At 68.6% G+C, this 21,699-nt stretch carries 19 protein-coding genes; 14 read left to right on the top strand and 5 right to left on the bottom strand.

The annotated features are described in order from the left end of the window. The first annotated feature begins 60 nt into the window (after positions 1–60). The 5 genes from BLR75_RS22515 to BLR75_RS22495 all read left to right on the top strand — a co-directional run bounded on the left by BLR75_RS22515 (position 61) and on the right by BLR75_RS22495 (position 5,877). Positions 61–2,661, top strand: coding sequence for a fimbria/pilus outer membrane usher protein (locus tag BLR75_RS22515; protein WP_084309498.1), 2,601 nt, complete (start codon positions 61–63; stop codon positions 2,659–2,661). 33 nt (positions 2,662–2,694) lie between these two features. Beyond that, on the top strand, positions 2,695–3,708 hold the full coding sequence (locus BLR75_RS22510; RefSeq protein ID WP_169720207.1) for a fimbrial protein: 1,014 nt from the start codon (positions 2,695–2,697) through the stop codon (positions 3,706–3,708). A 106-nt stretch (positions 3,709–3,814) separates the two neighbouring features. After that, positions 3,815–4,183, top strand: coding sequence for a YciI family protein (locus BLR75_RS22505; protein WP_084309500.1), 369 nt, complete (start codon positions 3,815–3,817; stop codon positions 4,181–4,183). 13 nt (positions 4,184–4,196) lie between these two features. After that, positions 4,197–4,619: a YybH family protein gene (locus tag BLR75_RS22500; protein WP_084309501.1), complete on the top strand. Its 423-nt coding sequence runs from the start codon at positions 4,197–4,199 to the stop codon at positions 4,617–4,619. Between the two features lie 31 nt (positions 4,620–4,650). Further along, entirely contained in the window at positions 4,651–5,877 is a 1,227-nt protein-coding gene (locus BLR75_RS22495; RefSeq protein WP_084309772.1) for an RNA polymerase sigma factor, read from the top strand. 253 nt (positions 5,878–6,130) lie between these two features. Here BLR75_RS22495 and BLR75_RS22490 read toward each other — a convergent pair whose 3' ends face one another. From BLR75_RS22490 to BLR75_RS22480, 3 genes are all read right to left on the bottom strand, one after another. Continuing rightward, positions 6,131–6,553 (bottom strand): hypothetical protein, encoded by a 423-nt coding sequence (locus BLR75_RS22490; RefSeq protein ID WP_084309502.1) that lies wholly within the window; start codon positions 6,551–6,553, stop codon positions 6,131–6,133. Between the two features lie 2 nt (positions 6,554–6,555). Beyond that, positions 6,556–6,843, bottom strand: a complete 288-nt coding sequence (locus tag BLR75_RS22485; protein ID WP_084309503.1) for a hypothetical protein — start codon at positions 6,841–6,843, stop codon at positions 6,556–6,558. Positions 6,844–7,168: 325 nt separating this feature from the next. Then, positions 7,169–9,025 (bottom strand): ABCB family ABC transporter ATP-binding protein/permease, encoded by a 1,857-nt coding sequence (locus BLR75_RS22480; protein WP_084309504.1) that lies wholly within the window; start codon positions 9,023–9,025, stop codon positions 7,169–7,171. Between the two features lie 182 nt (positions 9,026–9,207). On the opposite strand from BLR75_RS22480, the gene ald reads away from it, so the two are divergent. The 3 genes from ald to BLR75_RS22465 all read left to right on the top strand — a co-directional run bounded on the left by ald (position 9,208) and on the right by BLR75_RS22465 (position 12,153). Continuing rightward, positions 9,208–10,329, top strand: a complete 1,122-nt coding sequence (gene ald, locus BLR75_RS22475; RefSeq protein WP_084309505.1) for an alanine dehydrogenase — start codon at positions 9,208–9,210, stop codon at positions 10,327–10,329. A gap of 21 nt (positions 10,330–10,350) precedes the next feature. Continuing rightward, on the top strand, positions 10,351–10,998 hold the full coding sequence (locus BLR75_RS22470; RefSeq protein WP_090416143.1) for a dioxygenase family protein: 648 nt from the start codon (positions 10,351–10,353) through the stop codon (positions 10,996–10,998). An 81-nt stretch (positions 10,999–11,079) separates the two neighbouring features. Then, positions 11,080–12,153, top strand: coding sequence for an NAD(P)H-dependent flavin oxidoreductase (locus tag BLR75_RS22465; RefSeq protein ID WP_084309506.1), 1,074 nt, complete (start codon positions 11,080–11,082; stop codon positions 12,151–12,153). A 178-nt stretch (positions 12,154–12,331) separates the two neighbouring features. Here the strand turns inward: BLR75_RS22465 and BLR75_RS22460 are convergent, their stop codons facing one another. Together BLR75_RS22460 and BLR75_RS22455 are read right to left on the bottom strand one after the other, a co-directional pair. After that, positions 12,332–13,306, bottom strand: coding sequence for a 2-hydroxyacid dehydrogenase (locus BLR75_RS22460; RefSeq protein WP_084309507.1), 975 nt, complete (start codon positions 13,304–13,306; stop codon positions 12,332–12,334). Between the two features lie 209 nt (positions 13,307–13,515). Further along, positions 13,516–14,466, bottom strand: coding sequence for a LysR family transcriptional regulator (locus BLR75_RS22455; protein WP_084309508.1), 951 nt, complete (start codon positions 14,464–14,466; stop codon positions 13,516–13,518). A gap of 156 nt (positions 14,467–14,622) precedes the next feature. Between BLR75_RS22455 and BLR75_RS22450 the strand changes: the two genes are divergently transcribed. From BLR75_RS22450 to BLR75_RS22425, 6 genes are all read left to right on the top strand, one after another. Beyond that, a complete protein-coding gene (locus BLR75_RS22450) occupies positions 14,623–15,579 on the top strand; it encodes a hypothetical protein (protein ID WP_217633624.1) in 957 nt (318 codons plus the stop codon). Beyond that, positions 15,576–16,583, top strand: coding sequence for a U32 family peptidase (locus BLR75_RS22445; protein WP_084309510.1), 1,008 nt, complete (start codon positions 15,576–15,578; stop codon positions 16,581–16,583). Before BLR75_RS22450 ends, BLR75_RS22445 begins: the two co-directional genes overlap by 4 nt. A gap of 197 nt (positions 16,584–16,780) precedes the next feature. Beyond that, entirely contained in the window at positions 16,781–18,289 is a 1,509-nt protein-coding gene (locus BLR75_RS22440) for an efflux transporter outer membrane subunit (protein ID WP_084309511.1), read from the top strand. A gap of 1 nt (position 18,290) precedes the next feature. Beyond that, positions 18,291–20,468: an FUSC family protein gene (locus BLR75_RS22435; RefSeq protein WP_084309512.1), complete on the top strand. Its 2,178-nt coding sequence runs from the start codon at positions 18,291–18,293 to the stop codon at positions 20,466–20,468. A 1-nt stretch (position 20,469) separates the two neighbouring features. Continuing rightward, positions 20,470–20,670: a DUF1656 domain-containing protein gene (locus BLR75_RS22430; protein ID WP_084309774.1), complete on the top strand. Its 201-nt coding sequence runs from the start codon at positions 20,470–20,472 to the stop codon at positions 20,668–20,670. Positions 20,671–20,681: 11 nt separating this feature from the next. Continuing rightward, a complete protein-coding gene (locus BLR75_RS22425; RefSeq protein WP_084309513.1) occupies positions 20,682–21,560 on the top strand; it encodes an efflux RND transporter periplasmic adaptor subunit in 879 nt (292 codons plus the stop codon). The last annotated feature ends 139 nt before the right edge of the window (positions 21,561–21,699 follow it).

Raw genomic sequence — 21,699 nt, 5'->3', positions numbered from 1 at the left:
CCTCCGCAAAGGAGGCGCCCGCAGCATGTTCCATCCGTTTCGAACCGCGAGAGGGTCTAGATGTCTTCGACGTCCGTACTGCATGGCAGCAGGGGCTGGCTGCCGGCATGTCCGCGGCGCGCCCTGCTGGCCGCCGCCGTGGCAGCCGGGGCGGGCCTCACGCCCGGCGTGGCCGAGGCGGAAGGTTTCGCCTCCTTCAACCCGGCCTTCCTGCGTGGCAAGGAAGGCCGCTCGGTCGATCTCACGCGCTTCGAGCATGGCAACCCGGTGACGCCGGGCAGCTACCGGCCGGATGTCTACCTCAACCAGAACTGGATCGGCCGCCTGGAAGTCAGCGTGCGTGACGGCGCTGCCAAGGGGGAATCCTCCTGCTATTGCTTCAGGCGCACCGACCTCGCCAGCATCGGCCTGAACCTCGACAAGCTGCCCGACGCCGAGGCTGCGCGCGCCCTGGCCGAGCAGGATTGCGTCGATATCGCCCGCCTGGTGCCGGGCGCCCGCGTCGACTTCAACCTTGCCGACCTGCGGGTCGACCTGAGCATTCCGCAGGCCTATCTCAGCCGCGTCGCCCGCGGCCATGTCGATCCGCGCGACTGGGATCGTGGCGTCACCGCGGCGTTCGTCGACTACAACGCCAACGCCTTCCGCAGCGAGTTCGGCGGCGACCGGCAGACCCAGTACTACACCGGCGTGAACGCCGGGGTGAACCTGGGCGACTGGCGCATGCGCCACAACGGCAGCTACAGCCGCAGCAGCGGCGACGGCGCCGCTTCGAGCCGCTACGACGCCGTCAGCAGCTACGCCCAGCGCGACGTCACCCGGCTGAAGTCGCAGCTGACCGTGGGCGAGTACTTCACCCCGGCGGACCTGTTCGACAGCGTGCCCTACACCGGCGTGCAGCTGGCCTCGGACGAACGCATGCTGCCCGACTCGCAGCGCGGCTTCGCCCCGGCGATCCGTGGCACCGCCGAAAGCAACGCCAGGGTCACCGTGCGCCAGGGCGGCAACGTGCTCTACGAAACCACCGTGGCGCCGGGCCCGTTCGTCATCGACGACCTCTACAACACCGGCTATTCCGGCGACCTGGAAGTGACCGTGAGCGAGGCCGACGGCCGCGAGCGGCGCTTCACCGTGCCCTTCGCCTCGGTGGCGCAGCTGCTGCGCCCCGGCGTGTCGCGCTACAGCGTGGTGGCCGGCAGGTACCGCGACGACCGCCTCGACGATGCCCCGGAGTTCGTCCAGGGCACCTACCAGCGCGGCATCTCCAACCTGGTGACCGGCTACACCGGCAGCATCGTCGCCGAGCAGTACCTGGCCGTGCAGGGCGGCGTGGCGTTGAGCACCTCGCTGGGCGCCTTCGCCTTCGACGTCACCCACTCCCAGGCCTCCGGGCTGGATGGTGCCGACAGCCTGGGCGGCAGCCCCGCCGGGCAGAGCTACCGGCTCAGCTACAGCAAGCTGGTGGAGCCGACCCAGACCAACTTCGTGGTGGCGGCCTACCGCTTCTCCAGCGAGGGTTATCTCGCTTTCGGCGACTACGCGCGGCTGCGCGACGAGTCGGGATTCGACAGCTTCCGCCAGCGCAACCGCTTCCAGGTCAACGTCAGCCAGCCGCTGGGCCTGAACTACGGCAGCCTGTTCCTCAGCGGCTCGGCGCAGAACTACTGGAACACCGGCAAGGGTGGCGACATGAGCTACCAGGCCGGCTATTCCAATTCCTTCCGCTGGGGCAGCTTCAGCCTGTCGGCCAGCCGCACGCAGTCCGATCGCGGAGACGACGAGACCCGGTACATGCTCAGCGTGTCGCTGCCGCTCGGCCGTTCCGCCCATGCGCCCTACCTGAGCAGCTCCACCACGCGCTCGGATAATGGCGACCTCAGCAGCCAGCTCAGCCTGTCCGGCGCGCTCGGCGAGTTCAACCAGTTCAACTACGGCGTGTACGGCTCGCGCAGCCGCAGCGATGGCGGCAACTCCAGCGACGCCGGCGTCAACATGCAGTACCGCGCGGCGAAGACCAACCTGTCCGGCAGCTACAGCAGCGGCGATGGCTACAACCAGGCCAGCCTGGGCCTGAGCGGCAGCGTGGTGGCGCATCCGGGCGGCGTGACCTTCAGCCAGTCCCAGGGCGAAACCCGGGTGGTGGTCGAGGCCAAGGGCGCCGAGGGCGCGCGCCTGCTCAACAGCAGCGGCGGCCAGGTCGATGGCGACGGCTACGGGGTGGTCTCCGGCCTGATGCCCTATCGGCAGAACGAAATCGCGCTCGATCCCAAGGGCACTTCCGAGGACGTCGAGCTGCAGAGCACCTCGCAGAACATCGCGCCGCGCCATGGCTCGGTGGTGATGCTCAAGTACCCGACCGTCACCGGCAAGCCGCTGCTCCTGCTGCTGCGCGACGAGCGCGGGCAGAACCTGCCGGTCGGCGCCGAGGTGCTGGACGCCGAGGGCAACAGCCTGACCCTGGTCGGCCAGGGCAGCCGGGTGTTCCTGCGCAGCGAGGGCGACGGGGGGCAACTGCTGGTGCGCTGGGGCGAAGGTCCGGACCGGCAGTGCCGGGTCGACTACCGGATGCCGGAGGAGCAGGACAGGGGCGCCGCGCCCTTCCAGCAGGCCGAGGCGGTCTGCTCCAGGGTCGCGGGGCGCCCGGAGATCGCCGCGCGCTGAGCGGCAGCCATGCCATGTCGTGAAGAGGTATTCATGAAAAGATCGATCCTGCTGTGGCTCGCGCTGCTGCTGATTTCCCCGTCGTTGTGGGCGGGCTGCAGTTTCGAACCCGGCTATTCCAAGTCGGTAGCCAACATCAACCTGCCGGCCACCCTGAGCGTCCCGCGCGACGCCCCCAACGGCACCGAGCTGTGGAGCAGTGGCTGGATGAGTTTCTCCGGGCCGAGCCTCACCTGTAACAGCAGCGGCAACGTCGCGGGAGGCCTGGCCGCCGGCATCGGCGCACCCGTGCCTGGCTATACCAGCAATGGCTTCAGCTCGGTGTTCGCCAGCAACGTGCCGGGAATCGGCATTTCGGTGTTCTGGTGCAACCAGGTCATCGGCAGCTGCAATCCGGACTACACCAAGGTGACGCCGATCGCCAGCCTGGCCTGGGCGGTCGGTCCCACCCAGTACCCGCTGAAGACCAACTGGTGGGTACGCCTGATCAAGACCGGCGACATCGACCCGTCCGCCGGGCCGCTGACGATCGGCGGAAAATCGACGATCTCCTACATCGACCGGCAGGTGGCCGAGCTGACCCTGTCCGGGGCATCGGTGGTCGGCACGCGGGGCTGCGAGATGCTGTCCGCGCAGAACATCGACGTGCGCCTGCCGCCGGTGGCGAAGACCGATTTCAGCGACGCCGCGCCGACGCCGCCGGACAATGGCAAGGCCACGGCCTTCAGCATCCGCCTGCAGTGCGACAAGGGGGTGAAGGTGAGCCACCAGATCGACGGCACGCAGACCCAGGGCGGCAGCAACGTGCTGGCCAACGCCAGCGGGGCGGACATGGCCGAAGGCGTCGGCGTGCGCCTTTACTACGGCGACGTTTCCAGCACCACGCCGGTCGAGCTGGGGCAGAAGCGCCTCACGGGGCTGACCGCCGAGGACATGCCGATGTCCATCGAACTGGCGGCGAAGTACCACAAGACCGTGCCCCGCGCCGCGGACATCAAGGCCGGGCGGGTGTCCACCATCGCCACCTTCACCATGTTCTACGAATGACGGCATGGCCGCGTTCGTCGCCCGAAGGTTTTTTTCCGACACCCTGTCGATCTCCGTCGGGTCCGAACGACTATAGGTATCTGCACCCGTAGCCGAGGACCCGACGATGAAATATCTCTGCCTGATCTACGTGGACGAAAAGGCCGCCGCCAGGCTGCCGCCCGAGGAATACCGCGCGGTGGTCGACGAGTGCCTGACCTACGAGGAACGCCTGCGCGAGAGCGGCCACTTCGTTGCCGCCGAGGCGCTGCAGTCGGTGGAGTGCGCCACCACCCTGCGCCATCACAACGGCCAGCTGTCGATTACCGACGGTCCGTTCGCGGAAACCCGCGAGCAGCTCGGCGGGTTCTACATGATCGAGGCGCGCGATCTGAACGAGGCGATCCAGATCGCCGCGAAGATTCCGCCGGGCCGTCTCGGCGCCATCGAGGTGCGGCCGATCCGCGACTGGCAGCAGCACTTCGCCAACCTTTGAAGGGGGATTCGCCATGACCATCGACCCCGCCATCCGCAGCCTGCTCGACGGCTGGCTGCAGGCAGTCAGGGCCAGCGACGCATCGGCCATCGCCAGCCACTACAGCCCGGACGTGGTCGCCTTCGATGCCATCCAGCAACTGCAGTTCAGGGGCATCGAGGCCTACATCGCGCACTGGCAGTACTGCATGACACAGTGCAGCGAACCGACCTTCGAGATGCACGAGCTGCACGTGGAAAGCGCCGGCGACGTCGCCTTCGGCCACTACCTGGCGCTGTGCGGCGGCACCAACGAGAAGGGCGAGAGGGGCCAGTCGTGGATGCGCGCCAGCATCGGCCTGCGCCGCGAGCAGGGACAGTGGAAGATCGCCCACGAGCACTTCTCCGCGCCCTTCGACATGGCCAGCGGGGCGGCGATCTTCGACGCCCAGCCGTAGGCGACCGATGCCGGGCTACGCGCCGCGCTCGATCCGCGACCAGGTGGAGGCCATCTACCGGCAGGATTCGCGGCGCGTGCTCGCCACCCTGATCCGCCTGCTCGGCGACTTCGACCGCGCCGAGGAAGCGTTGCACGACGCCTTCGCCGCCGCCGTCGAACAGTGGCGGCGCGACGGCGTGCCGGCCAATCCGCGCGCCTGGCTGGTTTCCACCGGGCGCTTCAAGGCCATCGACAGCCTGCGCCGGCGGGTGCGCTTCGACGCCTCGCTGGAGCAGATCGCCCGCCAGCTGGAAATCGACAGCCAGGCGGCGGAGGAGGAAGTCGAGGACCTGCAGGACGACCGCCTGCGGCTGATCTTCACCTGCTGCCACCCGGCGCTGTCGCCGGACGCCCAGGTGCCGCTGACCCTGCGCGAAATCTGCGACCTGACCACCGAGGAGATCGCCCGCGCCTACCTGGCGGCGCCGTCCGCCATCGCCCAGCGCATCGTCCGCGCCAAGACCAAGATCCGCGACACGAAGATCCCCTACCAGGTGCCATCCCCCGCCGAACTGCCCGAGCGCCTCGCCAGCGTGCTGCGGGTGATCTACCTGGTGTTCAACGAGGGCTATGCCGCCTCCAGCGGCGACTCGCTGACCCGCACCGACCTCTGCGCCGAAGCCATCCGCCTCGGCCGGCTGGTGCTGGAGCTGCTGCCCGAACCCGAGGTGATGGGCCTGCTGGCGCTGATGCTGCTGCACGACTCGCGCCGCGCGGCGCGCACCGACGCGGACGGCGAAGTGGTGCTGCTGGAGGACCAGGACCGCTCGCTGTGGAACCGCGCCGCCATCGACGAAGGCCGCCAGCTGATCGCCGGCGCCCTGGCGACCCGGAGTTTCGGACCGTACTGCCTGCAGGCGGCGATCTCCGCCGCGCATGCCGAGGCGGCGGACGTGGCGAGCACCGACTGGGCGCGGATCGTCGATCTCTACGACGCACTGCTGCGCCTGCAGCCGTCGCCGGTGGTGGAACTCAACCGCGCCGTGGCCCTGGCCATGCGCGACGGGCCGGAGGCGGGACTGGCGCTGGTGGATGACCTGCTGGCGCGCGGGGAACTGGCGGGATATCACCTGGCCCATGCGGCGCGGGCCGATCTGTGTCGCCGCTTGGGACGCAGGGAGGATGCGCAGGAGGCTTATCGCGCGGCGCTGGAGCTGACCCGGCTGGAGCCGGAAAGGCGGTTCATCGAGAGGCGGTTGCGGGAGCTGGAAGCGTAGGGTGGATCAGGCTCCATCGATCCACCACGGCTGCGCATGCAATCCCGCAATGGTGGATGAGAAAAGCCTCATCCACCCTACGTTTCTGGAGCCGGAAAGGCGGTTCATCGAGCGGCGGTTGCGGGAGCTGGAAGCGTAGGGTGGATCAGGCTCCATCGATCCACCATGGCCGCGCATGCGGCCCCGCAATGGTGGATGAAAAGAGCCTCATCCACCCTACGTTTCAGGGCGATCCGGCGTGGGGTAGGGCATGTTATCCGCTGTCCTCCACCGCAACGGATGGCGGAGCGGCCGGCGGCTTGGGCGGCGCGGCGGGAGTCTTGGCCAGGCGGGTGGCGATGATCGTCTGGTACAGATCCTTCGGCGATTTCCTGCCGAGCTCCTGCAGGTCCCGGTAGTTGGCGAGGAAGTCGAGGATGCACGGGCGCAGCGGGTTGGCCTGGAAATCCCGGCCGGATTTCAGCTTGCGTTCGAGATCGAGCTTGGTCAGCTCCAGCGCATGCTTGCGCCACTCCGCCTCGCGGTCCTGCAGGTCGCGGGAGCTGACGATCAGCTTGCCGAGCAGGGCGGTGATCAGCGCGGCGACGATGGCTCCGGTGGCGGCGGCCACGGCGGCGATCGCGGCGAACGCGCCGGCCGGGACACTGGCGAGTTGCTGCAGCAGCGTATCGACCATGCTCAGACTTCCACCCCTGCCAGGCCGGCGACGCTGGTATCGGCGTCGCCGATGGTGAAACTGCGCTCCTCGACGTTGCCCAGCGTATCGCGGGCGATCACCAGCAGTTCGGCGCCGATGGTTCCATGGGGCAGGGCGACCATCTCGTGGCAGGGCGGATCGGGGCAGTCGGTGACCCGTATCGCCAGGCGGTCGATGTAGACCTCGATATGCGTGGGGCGCGTGCCGCCAGTGACGCGAAAGTGGAATTGTTCCCCGGCGATCGGTTGGTTCAGGTTCTCGATATCCATGGCCCAGTGCTCCCCATGTCCTTCTGGAAGCATAGCGAGGGTTGTGCGATGCGCCTGCCGTAGCGAATCCTGGTGTAGCAACTGTCTTCACGCCATGGCCAATCGCTGGTGTAGGCATAACGCTGGTGCGTTATGCCCTACGAGAGGTAGGCGTGGCACCAAGCCTGTAGGAGCCAGCTTGCTGGCGATCACCATGCTCGCCGGCGATGGCGTGGCTGGAATGAAACTCCGGATCGCCAGCAAGCTGGCTCCTACAGGTCCGAGCGCCCCTCAACTCCGTCATCCTCGCGAATCTCGGCCCCGCCATTCGCGAGCAAGCGCGCGCCTACAACCGCACCGGCGGACTCTCCCCGGCCTCCGCCTCCTGCTGCTGCAGCATCCACATCTGCGCGTAGCTGCCGCCGGCCGCCAGCAGTTCACGGTGGCTGCCGCTTTCGATGATGCGTCCGGCGTCCAGCACCAGGATGCGGTCGGCGTCCATCACGGTGGACAGGCGGTGGGCGATCACCAGGGTGGTGCGGCCGACCTGGATGCGGTCCAGCGCCGCCTGGATGGCCTTTTCCGAGCGCGAGTCCAGCGCCGAGGTGGCCTCGTCGAAGATCAGGATGGCCGGGTTCTTCAGCAGCGCGCGGGCGATGGCGACGCGCTGTTTCTCGCCGCCGGAGAGCTTCAGCCCGCGTTCGCCCACCGGCGTCTGGTAGCCGTCCGGCAGGCGCTGGATGAATTCGTGGATATGCGCGGCGCGGGCGGCGTCCTCGATTTCCTCGCGGCTGGCCCCGGGGCGGCCGTAGGCGATGTTGTAGTAGATGCTGTCGTTGAACAGCACGGTGTCCTGCGGAACGATGGCGATGGCGGCGCGCACCGAGTCCTGGGTCAGCTGGCGCAGGTCCTGGCCATCGATGCGGATGTGCCCGGCGTCGACATCGTAGAAGCGGTAGAGCAGGCGGGCGAGGGTGGACTTGCCCGAGCCGGAATGGCCGACCACCGCCAGGGTGCCGCCGGGCGGGATCTCGAAGTCGACGCCGTGGAGAATTTCCCGCCGCGGGTCGTAGCCGAAGCGCACCTGCTCGAAGCTCACCCGCGGGCGGCTGGTGACCAGCGGCACGGCGCCGGGCTGGTCCTGCACGTCCTGGCGCTGGTCGAGCAGGCCGAACAGGCGCTCCATGTCGGTCAGCGATTGCTTCACCTCGCGGTACATCATGCCGAGGATCGACAGCGGCGCGGACAGCTGCAGCAGGTAGGCGTTGACCAGCACCAGGTCGCCGAGGGTGAGGGCGCCGTCGACCACACCGGCGGCGGCGCGCCACATCATGGCGGTGACGCCGGCCGCGACCACCACGGTCTGGCCGAGGTTGAGCAGCGCCAGCGACTTGGTCGCGCGCACCCTGGCGTCTTCCAGATGGCGCAGGTTCTCGTCGTAGCGCTGGGCCTCGTGCTCCTCGTTGTTGAAGTACTTGACCGTCTCGTAGTTGATCAGCGAATCCACCGCGCGCTCGTTGGCGCGGGTGTCGGCCTCCACCGCGGCGCGGTAGAAGCGCGTGCGCCACTCGGTCACCGCCACGGTCCAGATGCCGTAGGCCAGCAGCGTGAGCAGGGTGATCAGGGCGAAGCCCCAGTCGTAGGCCCAGACCAGCACGGCGGTGACCAGCAGCACTTCCAGCAGGGTCGGCACTATGGTGTAGAGCGTCCAGTCGAGCAGGTCGGAGATGGCGCTGCCGCCGCGCTCGACGTCGCGCGCCACGCCGCCGGTGCGGCGGCCGAGGTGGAACTTCAGGCTGAGCGCGTGCAGGTGGCGGAACACCTGCAGGGTGATCTGCCGCGAGGCGCGCGCCATGACCCGGGCGAACACCACCTGGCGCAGCTCGGTGAACAGCGTCACGCCGATCCGCGAGGCGCCGTAGGCCAGCAGCAGGCCCACCGGCAGCAGCATCAGGCTGGGCTGGACGTTGAGTCCGTCGACGATCTGCTTGAGGGCGATCGGCACGTAGAGGTTGACCAGCTTGGCGGCGAGGATCAGCCCCAGCGCCACGCCGATGCGCCCGGCGTAGGGGCGCAGGTAGGGCAGCAGCGCGGCGACCACCGCCAGGTCGCCGCGCGCCTGGGTGGGGCGCCGCACGCTGGCGGCGGGATCGGAGTCGCCGGCGGCGCCGGCCGACTCCGGGCCGATGTCGGATTCTTTCAAGGCTGCCTGCCTGTTTCACGCGGGTTCGTGGGGAGTATAGGCGGGCGCCGGAGGGCTCCGATGGTCGCTGAAACCGCGGCGATTTTCAGGGAAATCCACCAAAAGCCGCCGCGGCTTCAGGTATGCCGCCGGCTGCGGTTTTCTAGACTGAAAGACACAAGAATCGTTTGCGGAGGCGTGCCATGCGTATCGGTGTCCCCAGGGAGATCAAGGTCCACGAATACCGCGTCGGCCTGACGCCGAACTCGGTGGCGGAACTCTGCGGACTCGGCCATCAGGTCTGGGTGCAGCACAACGCCGGGGCCGCCATCGGTTTCAGCGACGACGACTACCGCGAGGCCGGTGCGCGCATCGCCCGCGACGCCGCTGAGGTGTTCGACGCCGCGGAGCTGATCGTCAAGGTCAAGGAACCGCAGATGGACGAGCGCGCCCGCCTGCGCCCCGAACACACGCTGTTCACCTACCTGCACTTGGCGCCGGACCGCGAGCAGACCGACGAGCTGATCGCCAGCGGCGCCACCTGCATCGCCTACGAGACGGTGACCGACGCCCAGGGCCGCCTGCCGCTGCTGGCGCCGATGTCGGAAGTCGCCGGGCGCATGTCGATCCAGGCCGGCGCGCACTGCCTGGAGAGCGCCCAGGGCGGCCGCGGCGTGCTGCTCGGCGGGGTGCCGGGCGTGCCGCCGGGGCGGGTGTGCATCCTCGGCGGCGGCGTGGTCGGCAGCCATGCGCTGGCAATGGCGGTGGGCCTCGGCGCCGAGGTCTGCGTGCTGGACAAGAGCGTCGACGCGCTGCGCCGCCTCGACACCCAGTTCGGCAACCGCATCATGACCCTCTATTCGACCCGCGCCGCGGTGCGCGAGCAGGTGCTGGACGCCGACCTGGTGATCGGCGGCGTGCTGATCCCCGGCGCCGCCGCGCCCAAGCTGGTCAGCGCGGAGATGGTCGCGCAGATGAAGCACGGTTCGGTGCTGGTCGACGTCGCCATCGACCAGGGCGGCTGCGCCGAGACCTCGCGGCCGACCACCCATGCCGATCCGACCTACGTGGTGGACGGCGTGGTGCACTACTGCGTGGCGAACATGCCGGGGGCGGTGGCGCGCACCTCGACCCTGGCGCTGAACAACGCCACCCTGCCGTTCGTCATCGCCCTTGCCGGGAAAGGCGTGCGCGGCGCGCTGGAGGCCGATCCGCACCTGCGCAACGGCCTCAACGTGGCGAAGGGCGCGCTCACCCATGCCGGCGTCGCCGAGGCCCACGGCCTGCCGTGGCGGCGCCCGGAGGAACTGCTCGGCCAGCTGTAGGCGTTACGCCGGGAGGTACGCATGTCCGGCCTGATCTGCAATCGCCGCCGCTTCGTCGGCGGCTGTCTCGTCTCTTCCCTGGCGCTGGCGTCCTCGGGCGCCTGGGCCCTGCTGCTGCCGACTCCGCGGCAGACCGAGGGTCCGTTCTATCCCGACCGCCTGCCGCTGGACCGCGACAACGACCTGGTCCGGGTGGACGGCGCCGCGGCCGCCGCGCTGGGCACCGTGGTGCAGATGCACGGACGCATCCTCGATACCCGTGGCGAGCCGCTGAACCACGCGCTGGTGGAAATCTGGCAGGTGGACTCCAACGGCATCTACCTGCACAGCCATGGCGGCGACCGCCAGCGGCGCGACGGCGGCTTCCAGGGCTACGGCCAGTTCGAGACCGCCGGCAGCGGCGAGTACCGCTTCCGCACCATCCGCCCGGTGGCCTACAGCGGACGCACGCCGCACATCCACGTGGCGGTGACGCTGCCCGGACGGGAACGCTTCACCACCCAGTGCTACATCCGCGGCGAACCGCGCAACGCCGGCGACTTCCTGTTCCGCCGGGTGGACGATCCGCGCGAACGCGAGCTGCTGCAGGCGGATTTCCTGCCGCTGGCCGACGGCAGCGGCGAGCAGGCGCGCTTCGATATCGTCCTCGGGGTGACGCCGGCGGCGTGAAATATCTCCGTCACTGTTGCTAGGATGCTTGGCATTGGCCGCGGCTCTTCGTGGCCGTTCTGGACCTGCCGGAGAATCGCGATGAGCAAATGGCCCGACAACCGTATTTGTGACCTGTTCGGCGTGGAGCTGCCGATCATCCAGGCGCCGATGGCCGGGGCCAATGGCTCGGCGCTGGCGATCGCGGTGGCCGAGGCCGGCGGGCTCGGCTCGCTGCCCTGCGCCATGCTCAATGCGCAGCAGATCGGCGACGAGGTGCGGAGCATCCGCCGCGCCACCAGCCGGCCGCTGAACCTGAACTTCTTCTGCCACCAGCCGCCCGAACCCGACGCCGAACGCGAACGGCGCTGGCGCGAGCGGCTGAAGCCCTACTACGCGGAACTCGGCGCCGACTTCGACGCGCCGTACCCGGCCTCCAACCGCGCGCCGTTCGACGCCGACCTGTGCGCCCTGGTGGAGGAACTGCGCCCCGAGGTGGTCAGCTTCCACTTCGGCCTGCCGGAAGCGTCGCTGCTGGCGCGGGTCAAGGCGACCGGGGCGAAGGTGCTGTCCTCGGCGACCACGGTGGAAGAAGCGCTGTGGCTGGAACGCCACGGCTGCGACGCGATCATCGCCATGGGTTGGGAGGCCGGCGGCCATCGCGGCATGTTTCTCACGAAGGACCTGGACACCCAGGTCGGCACCCTGGCCCTGGTCCCGCAGATCGCGGATGCGGTGCGCGTACCGGTGATCGCCGCCGGCGGCATCGGCGACGCCCGTGGCATCGCCGCTGCCTTCATGCTCGGCGCCTCGGCGGTGCAGCTCGGCACCGCCTACCTGTTCTGCCCGGAAACCAAGGTTTCGGCGGTGCACCGCCGCGCCCTGCACGACGCCCATGACGACAGCACGGCGGTGACCAACATCTTCACCGGCCGCCCGGCGCGCGGCATCGTCAACCGCATCATGCGCGAGCTCGGCCCGGTCAGCGACCTCGCCCCGGCCTTCCCCCTGGCCGGCGGCGCACTGGCGCCGCTGCGGGCGAAGTCCGAGCCGGGAGGCTCGGGGGAATTCATCAACCTGTGGTCGGGACAGTCGGCGCGGCTGTGCCGGGTGCTGCCGGCGGGAGAGCTGACCCGGACATTGGCGAATGAGGCGCTGGCGAGGCTGAAGGGGTAATCGTCGGCGGTACCGGTCGCGGGCATGGCCCGCTCCTACAGGGTTTCGCTGGAGTGTCCGGGTAGGGCGCATAACGCGCCAGCGTTATCCGCCATCCCATCGGCGCGGCTTGGTCGGCGGATGAAGCGTTCCGCTTCATTCGCCCTACACCAGCGATTGGCCATGCCCGCGAAAGAATCTACCCCTTCCACACCTGCGGATTGACCAGATTGCGCGGCCGCTCGCCGCGCAGCGCCGCTTCGAAGTTCTCCAGCGCGCATTCGGCCATGGCCCGGCGGGTTTCGTGGGTGGCCGAGCCGATGTGCGGCAGGGTCACGACGTTGGGCAGGGCGAACAGCGGCGATTCGGTCAGCGGCTCCTTCTCGTACACGTCGAGCCCGGCGCCGAGGATGCGTTTCTCGCGCAGCGCCTCGACCAGCGCCGCCTCGTCCACCACCTGGCCGCGGGAGATGTTGACCAGGATCGCGCCGGGCTTCATCAGCTCCAGCTCGCGCTTGCCGATCAGCTTGCGCGTGGCGTCGCTGAGCGGCACCACCAGCACGACGAAGTCCGCTTCGCCGAGCAGCTCGTCCAGGCTGCAGTGGCGCGCCTGGTAGATCTGCTCCAGCTCCGGCTTGCGTTCGCGGCCGTGGTAGAGCACCTGCATGCCGAAACCGAAATGCCCGCGCCGGGCGATGGCCGCGCCGATCCGGCCGAGGCCGATGATGCCGAGTTTCTTGCCGTGCACGTCGACGCCGAACTGCGGGGTATCGACGGTGCGCTTCCACTCGCCGGCCCTGGTCCAGGCATCCAGCTCGGCGATCCGCCGCGCGCTGGACAGCAGCAGGGCGAAGCCGAGGTCGGCGGTGGATTCGGTGAGCACGTCCGGCGTGTTGGTCAGCGGGATGCCGCGCTGGTCGAGGTAGGCGAGGTCGTAGTTGTCGTAGCCGACCGAGACGCTGGAGATCACCTCCAGCTTGCCGGCCTGCTCCAGCTGCTTCGCCCCCAGCGGCCGGCCGACGCCGATCATGCCGTGGGTTTCCGGCAGGGCGGCGGCGTACTGGGCATCGACATCGCCCAGTTTGGGATCGAGGACGGTGACGTTGAACTGGCTGCGCAGGCGGTCGAGGTGTTCCGGGGCGAGGCGGCTGAAGACGAAGACGTTCTTTTTCATGGTCGCGGGAATGGCTGGTGGGAAAGAGGGCAACCCTAGCATCCGGGAGCGGAGGAGGGGGAACGGCCTGACGAGGATGGTGGGCGGTTATCGGCGGTTTTTTGGGCTGGCTCCTACAGGTTCGTAGTCGCTTGCAGGCTCGGTGTCCGGACGCAGGAGCGTCCTGGGATGCATTCCCACGCGGGAGCGTGGGAACGATCATGGAATCCTCACCGCGCCGTATTCCTCTTCCCCACATCCTCCAGTCCCTCTTCATCGGCCTGCAGCACCGCCGGCAGCGTCTCGCGCAGGTACGCCACCCAGGTGCGGATCTTCGCGTCCAGGTACTGCCGCGACGGATACAGCGCGTACACGTTGAGAATCTGCAGCTTGTAGTGCGGCAGCACGCGCACCAGCGAGCCGTCGCGCAGGCCGGCGCTGGCGGAGTAGATGGGCAGGGCGCCGATGCCCATGCCGGCGCTGATCGCCTCGGTCATGGCGTCGCCGACGTTGACCTGGAAGGGCGACGGGCCGAGGGTGACCATTTCCTGGCCGTGGGGACCGTCGAACAGCCACTTGTCCAGCGGCATCACCGGGCTGACCAGGCGCAGGCAGTCGTGCTCGATCAGCTCCGCCGGGATGCGCGGAACGCCGCGGGCTGCGAGGTAGGAGGGCGCGGCGCAGAGGATGCTGTAGGTCTCGCCGATGCGCTGCGACACCAGCCCGGAGTCGGGCAGTTCGGTGGCGACCACGATGGCCACGTCGAAACCCTCGTCGAGCAGGTCGGGCACGCGGTTGGCCATGGTCATCTCGAAGGACACTTCCGGGTGCTGCTGGCGGTAGCCGGCGATGGAGCGGATCACGTAGTGCTGGCCGATGCCGGTCATCGAGTGCACGCGCAGCTTGCCGGCGGGGCGGGCGTGGGCGTCGCTGGCTTCGGCCTCGGCTTCCTCGACGTAGGCGAGGATCTGCTCGCAGCGCAGCAGGTAGCGCTGGCCGGCCTCGGTCAGGGCGATACGGCGGGTGGTGCGGTTGAGCAGGCGCGTGCGCAGGTGCTTCTCGAGGTTGGCCACCGCCCGCGAGACGTAGGCGGTGGTGGTGTTCAACTGCTGGGAGGCGGCGGTGAAGCTGCCGGTTTCCGCGACGCTGACGAAGGCGCGCATGGTTTGCAGGGTGTCCATAAGGAGCTCCGGTCACGATGGCGGAGATTGTGACATGGCGGCCGACGATCATTGTTTCATTGTCAGTAACAAGCAATCGCATTTTCGCGGTCTTCCCTTCCTCGCCCGTCTCCCCGGGATTCCCTGCTCCATGGCTTTCGCTGGGGCGCGCGATAGATGGGAAATATCAGAATTTTCCGATTCGCCTCGGCGTTCCCGGGCGCTTTAGTTCACGAGCGGGTAACGAAGTCAGAAGAACAAGAGGCGGTCGTTGCAAATATGGAACTCGCAATATCTCTTGCGCAGCCAGCTGCGCTCGCCCGTATCGGTAGCGGGCCGGAGGCGCGCGAAGCCTATTGGCGGGAAAGGCACGGCGATCCCTATCTTGCGGCATGGCTGGCACGATTCACGCCCACGCATTTCTATCAGGGCAGCGAGTTCTGCGAGCACCTTCTGCCTTCGCCACATGCGTTGAAAACCGGCCTGCAGCGTGCCCGGGAATGCCGGATGCGGTTCTGCCTGCTCACGCCGGTGGCTTCGCCGCAGGTGATTCGCAACCTGGCGCTGTTGCTGCCCTTGTTGCCGGCCGATGCGGAAGTGGTGGCGAACGACTGGGGAGTGGTTCGTTTCATTCGCGAAAACCATCCCTCCCTGCGGACGATCGCAGGCCGGATCCTGTGCCGGATGATCAAGGACCCGCGACTGCCCGGCCGCGACTGGGCGATGCACTGCGGGTTCGATTTCGCGCCATTGCGGACGCTGTTCGAACTCTGCGGGCTTCGGCACATGGAAATCGACACGCCGCTTTTCGCCGATACCGAAGCGTTCGCTGCGTTGCCCCTGCGCAAGAGCGTCCATCTGCCGTACTTCTACGTCGCCAAGGGACGCATGTGCCGGATCGGAGCCCTGGCGCAGAGCGGCCCGGAGCGCTTCGCCGTCGGCCGCAAGTGCAAGAAGGAATGCCTGACCCTGAGTGCGCGGATCGAGCGGGCGGAGAGGGATGACCAGTGGTGTTCCTGGCAGATCGGCAACACGATGTTCGGCCGGTACTCGCAGGAGATGCTGGAGGCAGTGATCGCCGCCGTCGACAAGGGATATGTCGATCGACTGGTCATGGCGGGAGATGCGGCATGAGAATCGTCGCTCCGATTTCCCGGCTGGACGAAATCGAACCTGTCGCCCGGGCGGGTGCCAACGAGCTCTACTGCGGGGTCGCGCCGGGGGACTGGACGAAAGGAGTCCGGCTCATCCCTACCATCAATCGGAGACCGTCCGGCAACCTGGCGAGCCGTGCCGACCTGGCACAGGCGATCGAAACCGCGCATGCCAACGGCTGCGCGCTGTCGCTCGTGCTCAATGCGCAGCGCTATTCGGACGAACAGCTGGATGTCGCCAACGAAATCGGCAGGGCGTTCGTCGAAATGGGCGGCGATGCGCTGATCGTTTCCGATCTCGGACTGATCGGCCAGATCGCGCGCTGGCTGCCTGCGCCGAGACTGCATGTGAGTTCGGTAGCGACCTGCCGCAACGCGGAGGCGGCGAGATTCTGCCGCGACCTGGGAGCCTTCCGCCTGATCCTGCCGCGCGACGTCAGCATCGCTGAAGCCTGCGAAATCGCTGCGGAAGTGCCGGATATCGAGGTCGAAGCCTTCATCCTCAACGATGCCTGCATCTTCGAGGAAGGCAATTGCAATACGATCCATCTGCCCCGCCAGTTGGGCGGGCCCATCTGCCTGGATAACTACCGCTACGAATATCGCCGTCGCGATGGCGGCGAACTCAGCGAGAAGCAAGCGGAAAAGCTGCAGGCCAACGACGAGGCCTATCGGAAATGGCTCTGGTACCGCTTTTCCTGCGGGTTTTCGACCACGGCGGGCGGACAGCCATTTGGCCCTTGCGGCTTGTGCGCCTTGCCGGCACTTCTCGGGGGCGGCGTGGCCGCGGTCAAGATCGCCGGCAGAGAGGCTCCGCTCGCGCGCAAGCTGGCCAGCGTGGAAATGGTGCGGGCCGTGCTCGATCGTGCCACCAGCGGAGAGAGCATCGAGCAGATCCGGCATTTCGCGCAGAACCTCAGGCCTTCGGTCGAGCACTGCCGGACGGGCCAGATGTGCTACTACCCGGAAGTGCTGAAATATTGAGCAATCGGGTGATGCGCGGTCTGGTCCATTGGCGCCTCCGGAGCCTGTGACGCGGCGGGGCGCGGCATTGTTTCAGTATCGGTAATAAAGAATCGCATTTCCGCCGTCTTATCCCTTTCCGCCCGTCTCCCTAGAATTCATCTGCCACACTGGCTTTACGGCAACCCCCGCAAGATCACTCTCCAGGACCCTCGACCGTGCCGCGTCCCCTCGTGAAAGGGCTGACCTTCGTCTGCTCCTTTGTCGTTTTCTCAACAATCGCCGGTTGCATCAGCACCCACGGCATCGCCCCGCAGGAACAGCGGCTGGGTGACGCGCAGCTGGCCACCGACGCCGCCATCCAGCACGCCAACGACGAGGCGAACTGGCCGGCGGAGCAGTGGTGGCGCGCCTACCGCGACCCGCAGCTGGACGCCTGGGTGCGCACCGCGCTGGACGGCAGCCCGACCCTGGCCGAAGCCGAGGCGCGGGTGCGCATGGCGCTGTCGCTGGCGGGAGCGGCGGAGGCGGCCGAGGCGCCGCAGGTCAATGGCGACGTCTCGCTGCAGCGCCACGGCTGGCCGGACGACTTCTTCTACGGCCCCGGCGAACTGGCCAAGACCACTACCTGGAACAACAACGCCGCCATAGGCTTCAGCTACGCCCTCGACCTCTGGGGCCGCGAGCGCAGCAACACCGAGCGCTACCTGAACATCGCCTACATGACCGCCGCCGAGGCGCGCATGGCGCAGCTGGAGCTGGAGAGCAACATCGTCCGCGCCTACATCGGCCTGTCGCTGCAGTACGCCGAGCTGGAGGTCGGCGAGGCCACGCTGAAGCAGCAGGAACAGATCCTCGACCTGGCCCGGCGGCGCATGGCCGGCGGCATCGGCACCGAGTTCGAGGTCAGCCAGGCGGAAGTGCCGCTGCCGGAGACGCGGCGCCAGCTGGAGGCGCTGGACGAGGCCATCGCCCTCAGCCGCAACCAGATCGCCGCGCTGGCCGGCAAGGGCCCGGGCGACGGCGCCTCGATCAGGCGCCCGACGCTGGTTCTCGCCGAGCAGCCGGGGCTGCCGGGCAAGCTGCCGCTGCAGCTGGTCGGCCAGCGTCCGGACGTGGTCGCCAGTCGCTGGAAGGTCGCCGCCCAGGCCAAGGGCGTCGACGTGGCGCGCGCCGAGTTCTATCCCAACGTCGACCTGATAGCCAGCGTCGGCTACAGCGCGGTCGGCGGCGGCATGCTGGAGTTCCTCAAGGGACAGAAATTCACCTACGGCGTCGGCCCGGCGATCTCCCTGCCGATCTTCGACGGCGGCAGCCGCCGCGCCCGGCTCGGCCAGGAATCGGCCGGCTACGACGTCGCCGTGGCGCAGTACAACCAGACCCTGGTCAACGCGCTGAAGGGCATCTCCGACCAGCTGATCCGCATCCATTCCATGGAAATCCAGCAGGACCTGGCCGAGCAGGCGCTGGCCGCGGCGCAGAAGACCTACGACATCGCCGCCCGCGCCTACAGCGGCGGCCTCACCGACTACCTCAACGTGCTCAACGCGCAGACCCGCCTGTTCCAGCAGCAACTGGTGGCGCAACGGGTGCGCGCGGCGCGCCTGGCCAGCCACGCCGGGCTGGTGGTGGCCCTCGGCGGCGGCACCCTGAGCGGCCGCGACACGCCGAAGGAAGCGCAGATGGTGCCGGAGACGGTATCGGTGCGCGCGTCGGGCGAACGCTGAGATGGCCCGCGTCAACCTGCTTCCGGCGCTGCCGGACGTCCGCCGCGCGGCCTTCGAATGGGCGCGCAGCGACGGCGTGACCTGGATCTACCTGTTCAAGGTGCTGCTCGCCGCCTTCGTCACCCTCTGGCTGGCGATGCGCCTGGAGCTGCCGCAACCGAGCACCGCGACCATCACCGTGTTCATCGTCATGCAGCCGCAGAGCGGGCAGGTGTTCGCCAAGAGCTTCTACCGCATCCTCGGCAGCATCCTCGGGCTGTCCGTGATGGTCGCGCTGATCGCCCTGTTCGCCCAGGAGCGCGTGCTGTTCCTGCTCGCCATGGCGATCTGGATCGGCCTGTGCACCGCCGGCGCGGCGCGCTACCGCGACTTTCGTTCCTACGCCTGCGTGCTTTCCGGCTACACCGCTGCGCTGATCGGCATCCCCGCCACCCTGCACCCGGACGCCGCGTTCATGCAGGCGGTGTGGCGGCTGCTGGAAGTCTGCCTGGGCATCCTCTGCGCCACCGTGGTCAGCGCGGCGATCTTCCCGCAGAGCGCCGGCGCGGCCATGCGCAACGCGCTGTACCTGCGCTTCGGCGCCTTCGCCGGGTTCGTCCTCGACCATCTCGACGGCGGCGATCCGGCGGCCTTCGAGGCGGCCAGCGTGAACTTCGCCGCCCAGGCGGTCGGCCTCGACACGCTGCGCAGCGCCAGCACCTTCGAAGACCCGCACATGCGCCTGCGCAACGGCCGCCTGCTGCGCCTGAACAACGAATTCATGGTCCTCGGCACCCGCTACCACGCGCTGCACCAGCTGCTGGCGCGCCTGCGCGGGCAGGGCGCGGACGAGGTGCTGGAAGCCTTCGCCCCATGCCTCGACGAACTGCGCCGGGTGCTGCAGCCGTGGCGTGGCCGCGCGGTGACCGACGAGGACGCGCGCTGCCTGGCCGAGCAGCTCGACGAGCATCGCCAGCGCCTGATGCAGTGCATCCGCCAGGCCCGCGCGGAATTGCAGCGCCGGCGGCCGGACGCGGAAGCGCGGCTGGACTTCGACACCGCCGCGGAACTGCTCTACCGCCTCGCCGACGACCTCCACGACTACGCCCAGACCCACGCCTCGCTGGCCGCGCACCGCCACCAGCGCGAGCAGTGGGACGGCGTCTTCGCGCCGCGCGCCAATGCGGTCGGCGCGGCAGTGGCGGGGATGCGCACCGGGATGATGATCCTGCTGTTCGGCAGCTTCTGGATTTCCACCGCCTGGCCCAGCGGCAGCACCTTCGCGCTCAACGCTGTCGCTGTCTCGGCGCTGGCCTCGGCGGCGCCGAACCCGGCGGCGATGGCGCTGCAGATGGCCGTCGGCACGGCGATCTCGGCGCTGCTCGGCTTCACCACGACCTTCTTCGTGTTCCCGCACATCGACGGCTTCCCGCTGCTGTGCATGGTCATGGCCCCGGTGTTCGCCGCCGGCGCCTTCGCCTCGACCCGTCCGCAGTGGGCCGGCTACGGCCTCGGCCTGCTGGTGTTCTTCAGCTTCGGCTCGGTGCCGGCCAACCTGACCGTCTACGACCCGGCGCGGATGATCAACGAGTACATCGCCCTGGTGCTGTCGATGCTGCTCTCGGCCATCGCCGCGGCGGTGATCCTGCCGCCCACCAGCGCCTGGTTCTGGCGGCGCCTGGAGCGGGACCTGCGCATGCGCGTGGTGCAGGCGATCCGCGACCCGCACCCGCAGCCGGCGCCGGCCTTCGAAAGCGCCACTCGCGACCTGCTCAACCAGGCCTATGGCGTCGCCGCCGGCCGCCCGGACGTGCAGCGCCGCCTGCTGCGCTGGACCTTCGTGGTGCTGGAAACCGGCCACGCCATCATCGAACTGCGCCGCGAGCAGGATGCCCTGCCGGACGAGCCGTGCTACGCCGAATCCATGCCCTGGCGCGCGGCGATCCGCGACCTCGGCCGCGCGCTGATCCGCCTGTTCGGGCAGCCCGACGCGGACCGCCAGCGGCAGGCGCTGGACGCCCTGGAGCGTGCCATCGATGCGATCCGCCGCACCGACGAGCAGCGCGCGCCGGACTTCGAGAGTTCGCCGCTGCGGCGCATGCTCAGCTACCTGCACTTCATCCGCACGACCCTGCTCGACCCGCAGTCGCCGCTGCGCGCCGCCGAGCCCAGCCAAGGAACCATCGCCCATGCTGCCTGACCTGCCCCGCGAGGTGGCCTTCCACGGCGTGTACATGCCGGTCATGACCCTGCTGTTCATCGTCGCCGCCGTGCTCGCCTGGGGCCTTGACCGCGTGTTCGCCGCAGCCGGCCTGTACCGCTTCACCTGGCACCCGGCGCTGTTCCGCGTGTGCCTGTTCGCCTGCCTGTTCGGCGCTCTTTCCCTCACCGTCTACCGCTAACGAGTTTCGCCATGACCTTGAAATCCGTCTTCAGCCTGCTGGCGACCCTGCTCATCCTGGCCTGCGCCGCGCTGCTCGGGCGCACCCTCTGGGTGAACTACATGGACACCCCCTGGACCCGCGACGGCCGCGTGCGCGCCGACATCATCAACGTCGCCGCCGACGTTTCCGGCGTGGTGGTGGACGTGCCGGTGCGCGACAACCAGCAGGTGAAGAAGGGCGACCTGCTGCTGCAGATCGATCCCGAGCACTACCAGTTGGCGGTGAAGCAGGCCGAGGCGCTGGTCGCTTCGCGCAAGGCCACCCTCGCCATGCGCAAGCTGAACGCCCGGCGCCGTGCGGCGATGGACGAGCAGGTGGTGTCCCGCGAGAGCCTCGACGACGCCAGCAACACCGCCGCCGCCGCCGAAGCCGACTACCAGCAGGCGCTGGCCGCGCTGGATGCCGCGAAGCTGAACCTGGAACGCACCCGCGTGCGCGCCTCGGTGGACGGCTACGTGACCAACCTCAACGTGCACCGCGGCGACTACGCGCGCATCGGCGAGGCGAAGATGGCGGTGGTCGACGAGAGCTCCTACTGGATCTACGGCTACTTCGAGGAAACCAAGCTGCCGCACATCCGCATCGGCGACCCGGCCGAACTGCAGCTGATGAGCGGCGAGCGCCTGAAGGGCCACGTCGAGAGCATCGCCCGCGCCATCTACGACCGCGACAACCCGGAGAGCCGCGAACTGGTGGCCGACGTCAACCCGACCTTCAACTGGGTCCGCCTGGCCCAGCGCGTGCCGGTGCGCATCCACATCGACGAGGTGCCGGACGGCGTGCTGCTGGCGGCGGGGATCACCGCGACGGTGATCGTCAAGCCGGAGGGGGAGAAGGCGCAGATGTAAAAGGGGCGGTCGCGGGCATGGCCCGCTCCTACGGGAACCATGAAGTCGCACCTTCACCGTAGGGTGCATAACGCGCCAGCGTTATCCACCACCAGCCCCGCGACGATGTCCATCGGCGGATGATGCTGGCGCATCATTC

The sequence above is a fragment of the Pseudomonas jinjuensis genome, from assembly GCF_900103845.1.
GTDB classification, from domain to species: domain Bacteria; phylum Pseudomonadota; class Gammaproteobacteria; order Pseudomonadales; family Pseudomonadaceae; genus Pseudomonas; species Pseudomonas jinjuensis.
This window is presented reverse-complemented; position numbering and strand designations above follow the sequence as displayed.